Origin of the sequence: Paracidovorax sp. MALMAid1276, assembly GCF_049198005.1 — a bacterium.
Lineage (GTDB): Bacteria > Pseudomonadota > Gammaproteobacteria > Burkholderiales > Burkholderiaceae_C > Acidovorax.
Genome location: NZ_JBMIRS010000237.1, coordinates 35,495 through 49,848 on the forward strand (window position 1 = coordinate 35,495; position 14,354 = coordinate 49,848).

Below are 14,354 nucleotides of genomic sequence, written 5' to 3' on the forward strand. Positions count from 1 at the left end.
GTTTTCACATCAAGCGCAGGGGCTCATTGAACTGATCGCTCTCAAGCATAAAAAAAGCCAGCCATCATGATGATGGCTGGCTCGGGGCACAGGGCCTTGTCAGCGAAGCGCCGTCTTCTCAGTCGGCAGTGGCCTCTTCCGGCTCCGCTGGCTCGGACTTGGTGGCGCGGTCTTTCTTCGGCAGCGGCTGAATGTCCAGCAGTACCTCGGGGGTTTCCACACCCTTGTCGTCCGTCTTCATCTCGATGTCGACAGAAAGGCGGCCGCCTTCAGTCAGGCGACCGAACAGCAGTTCATCGGCCAGCGCGCGGCGGATGGTGTCCTGGATCAGGCGCTGCATCGGGCGCGCACCCATCAGCGGATCAAAGCCCTTCTTGGCCAGGTGCTTGCGCAGCTGGTCGGTGAAGGTCACTTCCACCTTCTTCTCGGCCAGTTGCGTCTCCAGCTGCAGCAGGAACTTGTCCACCACGCGCAGGATGATCTGCTCGTCCAGGGCCTTGAAGTTGACGATGGCATCCAGCCGGTTGCGGAACTCGGGCGTGAACAGGCGCTTGATGTCGCCCATCTCATCGCCCGCCTGGCGCGGGTTCGTGAAGCCAATGGTCGCCTTGTTCATGGTCTCGGCGCCGGCGTTCGTGGTCATGATGATGAGCACGTTGCGGAAGTCGGCCTTGCGGCCGTTATTGTCCGTCAGCGTGCCATGGTCCATGACCTGCAGCAGCACATTGAAGATGTCCGGGTGCGCCTTCTCGATCTCGTCGAGCAGCAGCACCGCGTGCGGCTTCTTCGTGATGGCTTCTGTCAGCAGGCCACCCTGGTCAAAACCTACATAGCCGGGGGGCGCGCCAATCAGGCGGCTCACGGCGTGGCGCTCCATGTACTCGGACATGTCGAAGCGGATCAGCTCGATGCCCATGATGTAGGCGAGCTGCTTGGCCGCTTCGGTCTTGCCGACGCCCGTGGGGCCGCTGAACAGGAAGGAGCCGATGGGCTTGTCGCCCTTGCCCAGGCCCGAACGCGCCATCTTCACGGAAGAAGCGAGCACTTCGAGTGCCTTGTCCTGGCCGAACACCACGCTCTTGAGATCGCGCTCCAGCGTCTGCAGCTTGCTGCGGTCGTCATTGCTGACATTGGCGGGCGGAATGCGCGCGATCTTGGCCACGATCTCTTCGATCTCAGCCTTGCCAATGGTCTTCTTGCGCTTGCTGGGCACCAGGATGCGCTGCGCTGCACCCGCCTCGTCGATCACGTCGATGGCCTTGTCGGGCAGGTGGCGGTCGTTGATGTACTTGGCGCTCAATTCAGCAGCAGCCTGCAGGGCCGCCGCGGCGTACTTCACGCTGTGGTGCTCTTCGAAGCGGCTCTTGAGGCCCTTCAGGATGTCGATGGTCTCGGCCACGCTGGGCTCGACCACGTCCACCTTCTGGAAGCGACGGGACAGGGCAGCATCCTTTTCGAAGATGCCACGGTATTCCGTGAACGTGGTCGCGCCGATGCACTTGAGCTGGCCGCTGGAAAGCGCTGGCTTGAGCAAGTTGGAGGCGTCCAGCGTGCCGCCCGAGGCCGCACCTGCACCGATCAAGGTGTGGATCTCGTCGATGAACAGAATGGCGTTGGGCTTGTCCTTGAGCGACTTGAGCACGCCCTTGAGGCGTTGTTCGAAATCACCCCGGTACTTGGTCCCCGCCAGCAGCGCACCCATGTCGAGCGAGTACACCGTGGCCTCAGCCAGGATCTCGGGCACGTCGTTTTGGGTGATGCGCCAGGCCAGGCCCTCGGCAATCGCGGTCTTGCCCACGCCGGCCTCTCCCACCAACAGCGGGTTGTTCTTGCGGCGGCGGCACAGGATCTGGATGGTGCGCTCGACCTCGTAGTTGCGGCCGATCAACGGGTCGATCTTGCCGTCCTTGGCCGCCTGGTTCAGGTTTTGGGTGAACTGCTCCAGCGGCGAGGCTTTTTCATTGCGCTCGCCACCACCGCCCTCTTCGCCTTCGGCCTGGTTCTCGGCCTTGGCGGGCTCCGGTGGCTCGCCCTTCTTGATGCCGTGGGCGATGAAGTTGACCACGTCCAGGCGCGTCACGCCCTGCTGGTGCAGGTAGTACACGGCATGCGAATCCTTCTCGCCAAAGATGGCCACGAGCACGTTGGCACCCGTCACCTCTTTCTTGCCATTGCCCGTGGACTGCACGTGCATGATGGCGCGCTGGATCACGCGCTGGAAGCCCAGCGTGGGTTGCGTGTCCACCTCGTCGGTGCCGGCGACCTGGGGGGTGTTGTCCTTGATGAAGTTCGACAGCGATGAACGCAGATCATCGATGTTGGCCGAACAAGCGCGCAGCACCTCCGCTGCGCTGGGGTTATCGAGCAATGCAAGCAACAGATGCTCCACGGTGATGAACTCGTGGCGCTGCTGACGGGCCTCAACAAAGGCCATGTGCAAGCTGACTTCCAGTTCCTGGGCAATCATTTGAGAACTCCTTTGTGCTTGCGTGGTAGGGATAACTTTAGTTCAGGGCCAAAGACCCGTTATTCAACAGGTTCACTGACACATTGCAGTGGGTGGCCCGCCTTGGCGGCGGCGTCAAGCACTTGCTCCACCTTGGTGGCGGCCACATCGCGGGAATACACCCCGCAGACGCCTTTGCCGTCCAGGTGGATCTTCAACATGATCTGCGTGGCCTGCTCCCGGTCCTTGCTGAAAAACTCCTGCAAGACCACGATGACGAACTCCATGGGCGTGTAGTCATCGTTGAGCATGACCACCTGGTACATCTGGGGCGGCTGGGTCTTCTGGGTGCGTCTCTCCAGCACGACCGAACCGCCATCATCCCGCGCTGGCCTTGTAACTGGCGGCGCGGTGGGGGGTGAGGGTGGTTTTGTTGCCATGAAAATCATTCTAGCGACCCCTGCCGGGGCCTGCCGCAGAAGAAGTTGGGAGTTGACCCGGTATTTTCAAGCCACGCGACAGGAACCTTCCGCCGCGCCTTGCGGCTACTCGTACACCACGGTGGTCGCTCCGGTGCCGGCCTGTGCCGCCCACGCTGCCAATGCGGCGTCGGAGGGGAAAAAGCGGGCGCTTTCTCCCAACTGCAGTTCGGCCACCGCCGCCGCGTCATCGGCCTTGCAGCGCACGCCCATGCGCACGCGCAGGCCGTGCAGCACTTCGCCTTCTTCCAGTTCCTCCCGCCGCGGCGGGAACTCCCGCACCAGGCGAGGCACATCCGGAGCGGAATCACCCACCACTACATGCAGGTACTTGCCAAAACGGCACCGCGCCCCCGCCAAGTCCCACACCTGCTGCACCTTCACGCGCAGGCCGCCGCTGAAGTGGTCGAGTTGCAGGCGCCCCACCATCACCACAAACTCGTCTTCCTTGAGCTGATTGCGGTAGGTGTTGATGAGCGCCTCATCCGCCGAAGCCTCGATGACGGCCGACTTGTCGTCCAGCTTGAACAGCGCCAGCTTGCCCCGCTGCCCGTTGATGACGCGGAAGTCGCTGATGATGCCGGCCAGCACCTGCGGCTCGCGGCTGTCGAGCAGCTCGTCGATCTGGGTGCGCACGAAGCGTCGCACTTCTGTCGCCACTTCGTCGAACAGATGGCCTGACAGGTAGAAGCCCACGGCCGTTTTCTCCAGCGTCAGCCGCTCCTTGATGCCCCAGGGCACGGCATCGACGAGTTCCGGCTCCTGCGTGCTGGAGCCATGCGTGTCGTCGCCCATCATGTCGAACAGCCCGCCCTGGTTCACGTTGGCCAGGCTGGCAGCCGCAAAGTCGAACGCCCGGTCGATGGACGCCACCAGCGCTGCGCGGTTCATGTGGATGGAGTCGAAGGCGCCCGCCTTGATCAGCGCTTCCACGGTGCGCTTGTTCATGCGCGCCTTGTCCACGCGCAGGCAGAAGTCGAACAGGCTCTTGAACGGGCCCTTTGTGGCGCCATTGGGGCCTTCGCCCCGCCCTTCGCGCGCAGCCACGATGGCTTCGATGGCCTGCTGGCCCGTGCCCTTCACGGCCCCCAGGCCGTAGCGGATGATGTTGTCCGTCACGGGCTCGAAGCGGTGCACACCCCGGTTCACGTCCGGGGGCTCGAAGGTCATCCCGAAATTCTTGACCGCATCTTCATAGAGCACCTTGAGCTTGTCGGTGTCGTCCATTTCCACGGTCATGTTGGCGCAGAAGAACTCGGCCGTGAAATGCACCTTGAGCCAGCCGGTGTGGTACGCCAGCAGTGAATACGCGGCCGCGTGCGACTTGTTGAAGCCGTAGCCCGCGAACTTCTCCATCAGGTCGAACACTTCATCGGCCTTTTGCTGGTCGATGCCGTGGGTCTTGAGCGCACCGGCGCGGAACTTCTCGCGGTGCTCGGCCATTTCCTCGGCCTTCTTCTTGCCCATGGCGCGGCGCAGCAGGTCGGCGCCACCCAGGCTGTAGCCGCCCAGGATCTGCGCGGTCTGCATCACCTGCTCCTGGTAGACCATGATGCCGTAGGTCTCACTGAGCATCTCGGCCACCGCAGGGTGCGGGTATTCCACCTCTTCCTTGCCGTGCTTGCGGTTCACAAAGCTGGGGATCAGGTCCATCGGGCCCGGGCGGTACAGCGCATTCAGGGCAATCAGGTCTTCCAGACGGCTCGGCTTGGCCTCCTTGAGCATGCCCTGCATGCCCCGGCTTTCAAACTGGAACACGGCCTCGGTCAGCCCGTCCTGAAAGAGCTTGTAGGTCTTGCCATCGTCCAGCGGCACGGTCTCGAACGTGAAGTTCTCCTGGCCCTTGTGGCGCTTCATGATGAATTCGCGCGCGATCTCCAGGATGGTGAGTGTGGCCAGGCCCAGAAAGTCGAACTTCACCAGGCCGATGGCCTCCACGTCGTCCTTGTCGTACTGGCTCACGGCCGACTCGCTGCCCGGCTGCTGGTACAGCGGGCAAAAATCGGTGAGCTTGCCCGGCGCAATCAGCACGCCCCCGGCGTGCATGCCGATGTTGCGCGTCATGCCTTCGAGCTTCTGCGCCATCTCGATGACGGTCTTGACGTCTTCTTCCTTGCGCACGCGCTCGTAGAGCATGGGCTCCAGTTCCAGCGCGTAGTTGTTCTTGTCGCCCTCTTTCTTCACCTCGGGCGGGTACTGCAAGGTGTACGACATGCCGGGCTTGCCCGGCACCAGCTTGGAGATACCGTCGCAGAAGGTGTAGCTCATGTCCATCACACGGCCCACGTCGCGAATCGCGGCCTTGGCGGCCATGGTGCCGAAGGTCGCGATCTGGCTCACGGCGTTCTTGCCGTACTTTTCCTTCACGTAGTCGATCACGCGGTCCCGGTTGCCCTGGCAGAAGTCGATATCGAAGTCAGGCATCGACACCCGCTCGGGGTTCAGGAAGCGTTCGAACAGCAGGTTGTATTCGAGCGGGTCCAGGTCGGTGATCTTGAGCGCGTACGCCACCAACGACCCCGCACCCGAACCGCGCCCCGGCCCCACCGGGCAGCCGTTGTTCTTCGCCCATTGGATGAAGTCACCCACGATGAGAAAGTAGCCCGGGAATCCCATCTTGAGGATGGTGCCGATCTCGAACTCCAGCCGTTCGACATAGCGCGGGCGCTGCCGATCCCGCTCGGCCGCATCGGGGAACAGCAGCTTCAAGCGCTCTTCCAGCCCCTCGAAGGAAGCATGGCGGAAGTACTCGTCAATGGGCATGCCGTTGGGCGTCGGAAAGTCCGGCAGCTGCGGCTTGCCCAGCACCAGCGTCAGGTTGCAGCGCTGCGCGATCTCCAGCGTGTTGTCGATGGCCGAGGGCACATCGGCAAACAAGGCCTTCATCTCGGCCGAAGACTTGAAATACTGGTCGCGGGTGAATTTGCGCACCCGGCGCGGGTTGGCCAGGATCTCCCCTTCAGCAATGCAGATGCGGGCCTCATGGGCTTCGTAGTCATCGGGCGTGGCGAACTGCACCGGGTGGGTCGCAACCACGGGCAGGTTCAGGCGCGCCGCCAGTTGCGCGGCCGCAGCCACGTGGCTCTCATCGTCCGCGCGGCCCGCCCGCTGCAACTCGACGTAAAAACGGTGCGGAAAGATCCCTGCAAGGCGCAACGCCAAGTCGGCTGCCCCGGCATCGTCGCCCTTCAGCAGCGCCTGCCCCACGGGTCCCGCCTGCGCTCCGGCCAGCACGATCAAGCCTTCGGACAGCTCCGCCAGCCACTCCCAGGTGCACAGCGCCAGGTTCTTGACCACGTTGCGCGTCCACGCGCGGGCCAGCAACTCTGAAATGTTGAGGTAGCCCTGCCGGTTTTGCACCAAAAGAACCATGCGAGAGGGCGGCGCCCCGGCTTCGCCCTCCAGGAAAATCTCGGCGCCCAGCAGGGGCTTGACGCCCTTGCCCCGGGTTTCCTTGTAGAACTTGATGGCGCCAAAGAGGTTGTTCAGATCGGTGATGGCCAGCGCTGGCTGGCCGTCCCGGGCGGCGGCCTTGGCCACCTCATCGATGCGGTTGGTGCCGTCGACGACGGAAAATTCGGTGTGCAGGCGCAAATGGACAAACATGCCGGCCATTGTAGAAAGCCTGCCTCAGCCTGAATGGCGCTTGAGGGTCTGGCAGCCCCGACTCCCTGGGTTCAGTAGCCGGGCCCGCGCCAGTACAATGGCCCGCGTCCCCCGGGGCGCGTTTGCCAGGCTGCTTTGCCGTCCTCGCCAAGCAGCCGGCCGCCACCGCCTCCCCTGGGTTGTCGTTGTCTCATCTGCTGAAAGCTGCCTGCAATGCTGCGTGCCCCCCTGCCCCTTGTTTCTGCCCTGCTGATCGCCGGCCTGCTGGCGGGTTGCTCCAGCACCGACGTGGACAAAACAGCGGGGTGGAGCCCCAACCGCATCCATTCCGAAGCGAAAGACGAAATGAGCAGCGGCGCCTACGACAAGGCGGTTCCGCTGCTCGAGAAGCTGGAGGGCCGCGCGGCAGGCACCCCCCTGGCGCAGCAGGCGCAGGTCGACAAGGCCTATGCCCAGTACAAGGCCGGCGAAAAGGCCCAGGCCATTGCCACGCTGGACCGTTTCATGAAGTTGCACCCCGCCAGCCCCGCGCTGGACTACGCCCTCTACCTCAAGGGCCTGGTGAACTTCAACGACAACCTCGGCCTTTTTTCCTTCATCTCGCGCCAGGACCTGTCCGAGCGGGACCAGAAGGCCGCCAAGGACTCGTTCGAGTCCTTCAGCGAGCTGGTCACGCGCTTTCCTGACTCGCGCTACGCGCAGGACGCGCGCCAGCGCATGACCTACATCGTGAATTCGCTGGCGCAGTACGAAGTGCACGTGGCCCGCTACTACTACCAGCGCGGCGCCTATGTGGCCGCCATCAACCGCGCCCAGGTGGCGCTGGCCGACTACCGTGACGTGCCGGCGCTGGAAGAAGCGCTGTACATCCTCATCCAGTCGTATGACGCCCTGGGCATGACCCAGCTGCGTGACGATGCCCGCCGCGTGATGGACACCTCGTACCCCCAGAGCGAACTGGTGCGAAGCGGCTTCAAGGGCAAGGGCGATCCATGGTGGAAGTTCTGGTAAGCGCCTGCACGGCCTCCTCGAATTCCTGATCGGACTGGAGGCGCCGCATGGGCGGCAACGCAGCGAGCAGCCGCTTGCCATACCCCATGGAGACAAGGCGCTTGTCACCCACCACCAGGATGCCCCGGTCGGTCTCATGGCGTATGAGCCGGCCCGCCCCCTGCTTGAGGGCGACCGCGGCCTCCGGAAGCGCAACGGAGCGGAACGCCGAACCGCCCGCCGCTTCGATCCTCTGCCCTCGCGCCTCCATCACCGGATCGCCGGGGGGCGGGAACGGCAGCTTGTCGATCACCACCATCTGCAGCGCCTCCCCGGGCACATCAAAACCTTCCCAGAAACTGGCTGAGGCGACGAGCACGCAGCCCGGCTGCCCCTCGGTGCTGCCTTCCCGAAAACGCTCCATGAGCCGGCGCTTCGGCCATTCCCCCTGCACCAGCACTTCCAGCCCGCCGGGGCCACCTGGACCTCCCTGACCGCCCGTGCCGCCTATGGCGCTCCTGAGTGCCTCGCCAACGGTGCGCAACGCCTTGAGCGTGGTGGTGAGCACCAGGGTGCGCCCACCCAGCTGCACCGCCGCGCGCGCCACCCAACGGGCCAGTGCAACGCTGTGGGCGGGGTCGGCGGGTGAGGGAAGGTCGGGCGGTATGTAGATGGCTGCCTGGTTCGCGTAGTCGAACGGACTGGCGACGCGCAGTATCTGCGCGTCTTGCAGCCCGGCCCGGTGGGTGAACCAGGTAAGGCCATCATCGTCACCCAGCGTGGCGGACGTGAAGATCCACGCCCTGCGCGCGGAGTCCGGTGCTTCGGGCTGCGGATGCAGCGGCCAGCCATCGTCTTCGGCAGCGGTTGCGGCGGGGGCAGGCAGCAGGCGGGAGCGCATGGTCTCTGCGATGTCGAGCGGCGACTCGACAAGCCGCACCTGTAACCCCACATCCACCCAGCGCACGCCCTGGGTCGAACCTCCCGGTTGCGAGAACCGCACCCAACGCGCAAGCAGCTCCTTGCAGCGCTCGTACAGCCGGACGAAGTCCGGAGCCATCTCGCTCACGGTGTCGAGTGCCTCCAGGGCCTGCGTGCACGCGTGGCCCACCCCCGCCAGCGAGGCGCGCCACGCGGCGCTGTCCACCCCCTCCGGCACGTCGTTCAGCCAGCGCAATCTTGCACCACCGGGCGCGTCACCAACGGCCAGCCGCAGGTCCTGGGCCGCATGCTCCAGGGCACGCGCCAGCCCCAGCCAGTCCGCCAGACCGCGCGCATGCTGCAACCCCGCAGCCAGCAGATCGCGGGCCAGGTCCTGCAGTTGCCCGGTGCCCAGCTGCAGGCCCATGAACTGCACACCGGTTTCGTTGATGCGGTGCGCTTCATCGAACACCACCACGCGCACGGTCGGCAGCAGCTCGGCCATGCCGGACTCACGCACCGCCAGATCCGCGAAGAACAGGTGGTGGTTGATGACCACCATGTCGGCCGCAAGCGCTTCACGCCGCGCGCGATTCACGTGACATTCGCGAAACTGCGGGCATTGCGACCCGAGGCAGTTTTCGCGGGTGGAGGTGACGAGGGGAATCGCGGGCGATCGGTCGTCCAGCCCCGTCAGTTCCGACAGGTCGCCCGTGGCGGTGGACTGCGCCCAGGCCTCGACCTTGCCCAGCACCCGCGCCACGCCGCGCTCGCCAGCCAGCGCATCGTGCCGCGCCCGCTCCAGCCGGTGCAGGCAGAGATAGCTCGCCCGCCCCTTGAGCAATGCCATGCGCACGGGCAGGCCCAACGTGCGCGCCAGGCGCGGAAGATCCCGCGCATACAGCTGGTCCTGAAGCGCCTTGGTGGCGGTGGACAGAAGCACGCGTTCGCCGCTGAGCAGCGCAGGCACGAGGTAGGAATACGTCTTGCCAACGCCCGTGCCCGCCTCCACCACCAGCACCCCGCCCTGCTCCATCGTGCAGGCCACTGCGGCCGCCATGGCGGTCTGGCCTTCGCGCGGCTGAAACTGCGCGTCCGCCCGGGCCAGCACGCCGTCGGCGGCAAACACCTCCTGCACCATGTCCGCCAGGCGCATCACACGGCTCGCGGCGACAGGCACGCATCCTGCCGGCACCGGGCAGAAGCCTGGGGCGTGCGGACGTGGGTGGATGCAAGCGACCCGGCGCCAAGGCGCCCTGAAGGGCGGAGGCAGGAGGAGTTCGGAGGGGGGTTCAAGGCGAGCGGCGCTGCGATGGCAAAAATGCGACAGGCGGGCGGATAATACGCGCTTGGCCCGCTGTGCCAGTGGGCGTTTGCGCACGCGACCTCCACAATCACCAGCATGACCAAAGCCTTCCGTCTTATCGCGTCCACCGGCATCCACAAGGGCGACCGTGAGTACCAGCAAGACCAGGTGGTCCTGATCGCGCACCCCCGCCACAACGGGTGCGTGCTGGGCGTGGTCGCAGACGGCATGGGCGGCCGCAGCGGGGGCCGCAAGGCGTCCGACCAGGTGATGATGACAGCGCGCCAGCTGTTTGATCGCTATTCGCCCGACACCGACGACCCGGTGGCCATGCTCAAGAGCATGGTGGAAGAAGCCCACATCGTGATTCGCCTCACGGCCATTTCGGCAGAGCAGGAACCTCACAGCACCATCGCCGCCTTCCTGATCAACCCGCGCGGCGATTGCCACTGGGTGCATGCCGGCGATTCACGCATCTACCACTTCCAGGGCTCGCGCCTGGTGTCGCGCACCAGCGATCATTCCTACGTGCAGGCCCTGGTAGACCGCGGCGAACTGACCGAGGCTGAGGCCAACAACCATCCGCATTCCAACATTCTGGTGGGGTGCCTGGGCACCGAAAGCGACCCACCCGTCACCGCCCACATCATTCCCCAGCTGCAGCCTGGCGACGTGCTCATGGCGTGCAGCGACGGCGTGTGGCATTACTTCTCCCCCACCGAACTCGGCTCGGTGGTGGACTCGCTGTCGCCCCGTGAAGCCACGGAGTTCCTCATCGAAAAAGCGCGCTCCCGTGCACGGGGCGGTGGCGACAACCTCTCGCTCGTGATCGTGAAGATCGAGGCGCTGGTCGAGGAGAAAAAGGTGGCCCGCCTGATCACGGCTGCAGCCGGGTAGCCGCGCGCAGGCCAAGGCGCCGTTGCCCGCTTACTGACCCCTCTGACCCTTCAGTCCCCTCAGCGGGCGGGGAACGATGCCGCTGGCGTGGGCGCTGTCGGCAACGGTGCGGCAGGCGTGCGCCCCAAAGCCGCTGCTTCGGCCCTTTTTTGTTGCACCCGATCGCGGCGATCATCAGCCGCCTTCACGGCTTCGGCCTGCCGCGCCCGCGCCCTGGCCGCGCGTTCGGCGTTCTGGGCGTTGCGTTCGGACTGCTCCCGGGCCTGCGCCTGAACGCGGCTGCGCTGTGCCTGTGCCCGGCGCTCGGCATGCTGTTCGTTCGGGGTCTTGGCGGCTTTTGAATCCTTGGGCACTGGCGCTGCCATGGAGCCCGCAGCGCGGGCGGCAGAGCGCACATTGGCGCCCGGCGCACCTGCGTGCGACGGGGCGGTGGCACCGGCCCCGCCCTGCTTTTCTTCGATGGCGCGCAGTCGGTCTGCGGCCTTCTCCTTGCGCTCTGCATCGTTCAACGCATATTCACGGTGGCGCAGACGGGCCTCGGCCTCGCGGGCCTGGGCGCGCACGCCGCGCAGGCAGTCTTCCACCGAAAAGCGCTGGTAGCACGCCGCCTCGTCCCGCTGACGCTCCGCGAGCAGGTGGGCCCGCTCGGCCCGGATGCGTTCGTGCTCCGCCTTTCGCTGATCCGCCGGCGTGAGGGAACGGGCTGGGGACGCCTCCGCGGAGGCTGGCGACGTCTGTGCATGTGCGGCGGGCAACAACCCCGACAGCGCCATCAGCGCCGTCACCACCAGCACCGGCAGCCCGCGAAGGGCTGCCCCCGGCCAAAGCGGCCGCGTGTGTTTCAGCACAAGCAGGTTCATGTGAGTCCGGTGTCCACCAAACGGCGCTCCAGCGCCAGGAATTCCTTGGACTGCATCTCGTTGAGCCGCGACACCGTGCGCGGAAACTCATGGGCCAGCGGTCCTTCGGTATACAGCTTCTCGGGTGCGACGGCGGCCGACATGATGAGCTTGACGCGCCGGTCGTACAGTACATCCACCAGCCAGGTGAAGCGGCGTGCGGGCGACGCCATGCTCACCGGCATGTAGGGCACGTCGGAAAGCAGCACGGTGTGGAACTGGGTGGCGATTTCCAGATAGTCGTTCTGCGAACGCGGGCCGCCGCACAGGGTCTTGAAGTCAAACCACACCACCCCCCCCGCCTTGCGGCGCGCGCGGATCTCGCGCTGCTCGATGTGCAGCACCGGGTCCTCGTCGTGCACCTCGGCCAGCTGGTCAAAGGCCTGGCCCATCTCGGCGTCGGCCTCGGGCCCGAGTGGCGTGTGGTAGAGCTTCACGTGCTCCAGGGTGCGGCGCCGGTAGTCGGTGCCGTTGTCCACGTTCACCACTTCCAGCTTCTGGTTGAGCAACGCGATCGCCGGAAGAATGCGGTCGCGGTGCAGGCCGTCAGGGTACAGCTCGTCGGGCTTGAAGTTGGAGGTGGTGACAAAACCCACCCCGTTGTCAAACAGTGCCACGAGCAGCCGGTGCAGGATCATCGCGTCCGTGATGTCCGCCACGTGGAACTCATCAAAGCAGATGAGCTTGTAGCGCCGCGCGATGCGCGCGCCCAGAACATCCAGCGGGTTCACCGTGCCCTGCAGGCCCACCAGTTCGCGGTGCACCTCGCGCATGAACTCGTGAAAATGCAGGCGCACCTTGCGCTTGAGGGGCACGGCGTCAAAAAAGCATTCCATGAGAAAGCTCTTGCCCCGCCCCACTCCGCCGTACATGTACACGCCGCGCGGCACATCGGGCCGGTTGATCAGCTTCTTGAGGGCGTTGGACCGGCGCGCTTTGTAGGCCGTCCAGTCGTCGGCACAGCGCTGCAGAGCCTCCACGGCACGCAGCTGCGCAGGGTCGCTTTGATAGCCTTTGGCGGCCAGTTCGGCCAGGTATGCCTGTTTGACAGTCACGGACTCAACACTCTGAAACTATGATTTTGATAGCTACCAGCGCTTATCCAGTAAGCGCTGGGGCCTATTTTTATTCAAGAATCAGAAGTTCAGCGTGCGCTTGTCCACGGCCAGGGCCGCTTCCTTGGTGGCTTCGGACAGCGAAGGGTGTGCATGGCAGATGCGCGCGATGTCTTCGCTGCTGGCCTTGAACTCCATGGCCACCACGGCTTCAGCGATCAGCTCGCTGGCCTGCGGGCCCACGATGTGCACGCCCAGGATCTCGTCGGTCTCGGCATCGGCCAGCATCTTGACCATGCCGGTGGTATCGCCCAGTGCGCGCGCACGGCCGTTGGCCAGAAACGGGAAGCTGCCCGCCTTGTACTTCACGCCGTCAGCCTTGAGCTGCTGCTCGGTGCGGCCCACCCACGCGATCTCGGGGCTGGTGTAGATGACCCAGGGGATGGTGTTGAAGTTGACGTGCCCGTGCTGGCCGGCAATGCGCTCGGCCACAGCCACGCCCTCTTCCTCGGCCTTGTGTGCCAGCATCGGGCCACGCACCACGTCACCCACCGCCCACACGCCATGCAGATTCGTCTTGCAGTCTGCGTCCACCACGATGGCGCCGCGCTCGTCGAGCTGCAGGCCCACGGCTTCTGCGTTCAGGCCCGTGGTGTTGGGCACGCGGCCGATGGAGACGATGAGCTTGTCCACGTCCAGCGACTGGGCTTCGCCCTTGGCATTGGTGTAGGCAATGCTCACGCCCTTCTTGCCGGTCTTGATTTCGCCGACCTTCACGCCCAGCTCGATCTTGAGGCCCTGCTTGTCGAAGGCCTTCTTGGCTTCCTTGGCGATCTGCTCGTCCACCGCACCCAGGAAGGTGGGCAGGCCTTCGAGGATGGTGACTTCGGCACCCAGGCGGCGCCACACGGAGCCCATCTCCAGGCCGATCACGCCCGAGCCGATCAGGCCGAGCTTCTTGGGCACGGCGCCGACGCGCAGCGCGCCGTCGTTGGACAGCACCAGCTCTTCATCGAACGGCGTGCCCGGCAGCGCACGCGCATTGGAGCCCGTGGCCACGATGATCTGCTTGCCGGTCAGCGTCTCGTCGCTGGCGCCCTTCACGGCAATCTCGTAGCCGCCGTCCACCGTCTTCACGAACGAGCCACGGCCGTGGAAGAAGCTGATCTTGTTCTTCTTGAACAGGTACAGGATGCCGTCGTTGTTCTGCTTCACGACCGTGTCCTTGCGGGCGATCATCTTGGCCACGTCCATCTTGACGCCGGTGGCGGTGATGCCGTGCTCGGCAAAGTGCTTGTTGGCGTGCTCGAAGTGCTCGGACGATTGCAGCAGCGCCTTGGAGGGGATGCAGCCCACGTTGGTGCAGGTGCCGCCCGGTGCGGGGCCGCCCTTCTCGTTCTTCCACTCGTCGATACAGGCCACGTTGAAGCCCAGCTGCGCTGCACGGATGGCAGCCACATAGCCGCCGGGGCCGCCGCCGATGACGATCACGTCGAATTGTTTGCTCATGGGAAATCTCGTTCAGTCTGTTGGAGAAAGACCCACCGGCGGGCCGGACAGATTCCGGGCAGCACATGTGGGTCCATGAAAAAAGTGCCAAGGGAGAGCTATGCGCCGTCCCACCAAGGTCGATGAAGCGCGCGGGGCCAGACCAGTGACCGCCGCGCAAGGGCCGCCCCGCCGCGCTGGCGGTGTCCCCCTTCCCGAACGGCGCAGCCATTCGAGAGAAGGGGGAAGGCGCGAAGCGACTCAGGG

Annotated in this window: 9 protein-coding genes; 2 read left to right on the plus strand and 7 right to left on the minus strand. The window is 65.1% G+C overall.

Annotated features, from left to right (window positions below):
* Positions 1-118 precede the first annotated feature (118 nt).
* The 3 genes from clpA to dnaE all read right to left on the minus strand — a co-directional run bounded on the left by clpA (position 119) and on the right by dnaE (position 6,531).
* Positions 119-2,467: an ATP-dependent Clp protease ATP-binding subunit ClpA gene (gene clpA / locus ACOQFS_RS19545; RefSeq protein WP_421564488.1), complete on the minus strand. Its 2,349-nt coding sequence runs from the start codon at positions 2,465-2,467 to the stop codon at positions 119-121.
* Between the two features lie 59 nt (positions 2,468-2,526).
* Positions 2,527-2,895 carry an ATP-dependent Clp protease adapter ClpS gene (gene clpS, locus ACOQFS_RS19550; protein ID WP_421564489.1) on the minus strand — a complete coding sequence of 123 codons (369 nt, stop codon included), beginning with the start codon at positions 2,893-2,895 and terminating at the stop codon, positions 2,527-2,529.
* A 96-nt stretch (positions 2,896-2,991) separates the two neighbouring features.
* A complete protein-coding gene (dnaE, locus tag ACOQFS_RS19555; protein WP_421564490.1) occupies positions 2,992-6,531 on the minus strand; it encodes a DNA polymerase III subunit alpha in 3,540 nt (1,179 codons plus the stop codon).
* Positions 6,532-6,744: 213 nt separating this feature from the next.
* Between dnaE and ACOQFS_RS19560 the strand changes: the two genes are divergently transcribed.
* On the plus strand, positions 6,745-7,542 hold the full coding sequence (locus ACOQFS_RS19560; RefSeq protein WP_421564491.1) for an outer membrane protein assembly factor BamD: 798 nt from the start codon (positions 6,745-6,747) through the stop codon (positions 7,540-7,542).
* Here ACOQFS_RS19560 and ACOQFS_RS19565 read toward each other — a convergent pair.
* On the minus strand, positions 7,505-9,598 hold the full coding sequence (locus tag ACOQFS_RS19565) for an ATP-dependent DNA helicase (RefSeq protein WP_421564496.1): 2,094 nt from the start codon (positions 9,596-9,598) through the stop codon (positions 7,505-7,507). The genes ACOQFS_RS19560 and ACOQFS_RS19565 overlap by 38 nt on opposite strands.
* A 246-nt stretch (positions 9,599-9,844) precedes the next feature.
* On the opposite strand from ACOQFS_RS19565, the gene ACOQFS_RS19570 reads away from it, so the two are divergent.
* Positions 9,845-10,645, plus strand: a complete 801-nt coding sequence (locus ACOQFS_RS19570; RefSeq protein WP_421564492.1) for a PP2C family protein-serine/threonine phosphatase — start codon at positions 9,845-9,847, stop codon at positions 10,643-10,645.
* A gap of 59 nt (positions 10,646-10,704) precedes the next feature.
* Here the strand turns inward: ACOQFS_RS19570 and ACOQFS_RS19575 are convergent, their stop codons facing one another.
* The 3 genes from ACOQFS_RS19575 to lpdA form a co-directional block, all read right to left on the minus strand.
* The gene (locus ACOQFS_RS19575; RefSeq protein WP_421564493.1) at positions 10,705-11,505 is read right to left on the minus strand and encodes a hypothetical protein; all 801 of its coding nucleotides are present in this window, start codon (positions 11,503-11,505) and stop codon (positions 10,705-10,707) included.
* Positions 11,502-12,599: a cell division protein ZapE gene (gene zapE / locus ACOQFS_RS19580; RefSeq protein ID WP_421564494.1), complete on the minus strand. Its 1,098-nt coding sequence runs from the start codon at positions 12,597-12,599 to the stop codon at positions 11,502-11,504. Before zapE ends, ACOQFS_RS19575 begins: the two co-directional genes overlap by 4 nt.
* An 81-nt stretch (positions 12,600-12,680) precedes the next feature.
* Positions 12,681-14,108 (minus strand): dihydrolipoyl dehydrogenase, encoded by a 1,428-nt coding sequence (lpdA, locus tag ACOQFS_RS19585; RefSeq protein WP_421564495.1) that lies wholly within the window; start codon positions 14,106-14,108, stop codon positions 12,681-12,683.
* Between the last annotated feature and the right edge of the window lie 246 nt (positions 14,109-14,354).

Coding starts and splice junctions, on each gene's coding strand:
- lpdA (WP_421564495.1), bottom strand. CDS start 14,108: ATGAGCAAACAATTCGACGTGATCGTCATCGGCGGCGGCCCCGGCGGC.
- ACOQFS_RS19560 (WP_421564491.1), top strand. CDS start 6,745: ATGCTGCGTGCCCCCCTGCCCCTTGTTTCTGCCCTGCTGATCGCCGGC.
- clpA (WP_421564488.1), bottom strand. CDS start 2,467: ATGATTGCCCAGGAACTGGAAGTCAGCTTGCACATGGCCTTTGTTGAG.
- clpS (WP_421564489.1), bottom strand. CDS start 2,895: ATGATTTTCATGGCAACAAAACCACCCTCACCCCCCACCGCGCCGCCA.
- ACOQFS_RS19575 (WP_421564493.1), bottom strand. CDS start 11,505: ATGAACCTGCTTGTGCTGAAACACACGCGGCCGCTTTGGCCGGGGGCA.
- dnaE (WP_421564490.1), bottom strand. CDS start 6,531: ATGTTTGTCCATTTGCGCCTGCACACCGAATTTTCCGTCGTCGACGGC.
- ACOQFS_RS19570 (WP_421564492.1), top strand. CDS start 9,845: ATGACCAAAGCCTTCCGTCTTATCGCGTCCACCGGCATCCACAAGGGC.
- ACOQFS_RS19565 (WP_421564496.1), bottom strand. CDS start 9,598: ATGCGCCTGGCGGACATGGTGCAGGAGGTGTTTGCCGCCGACGGCGTG.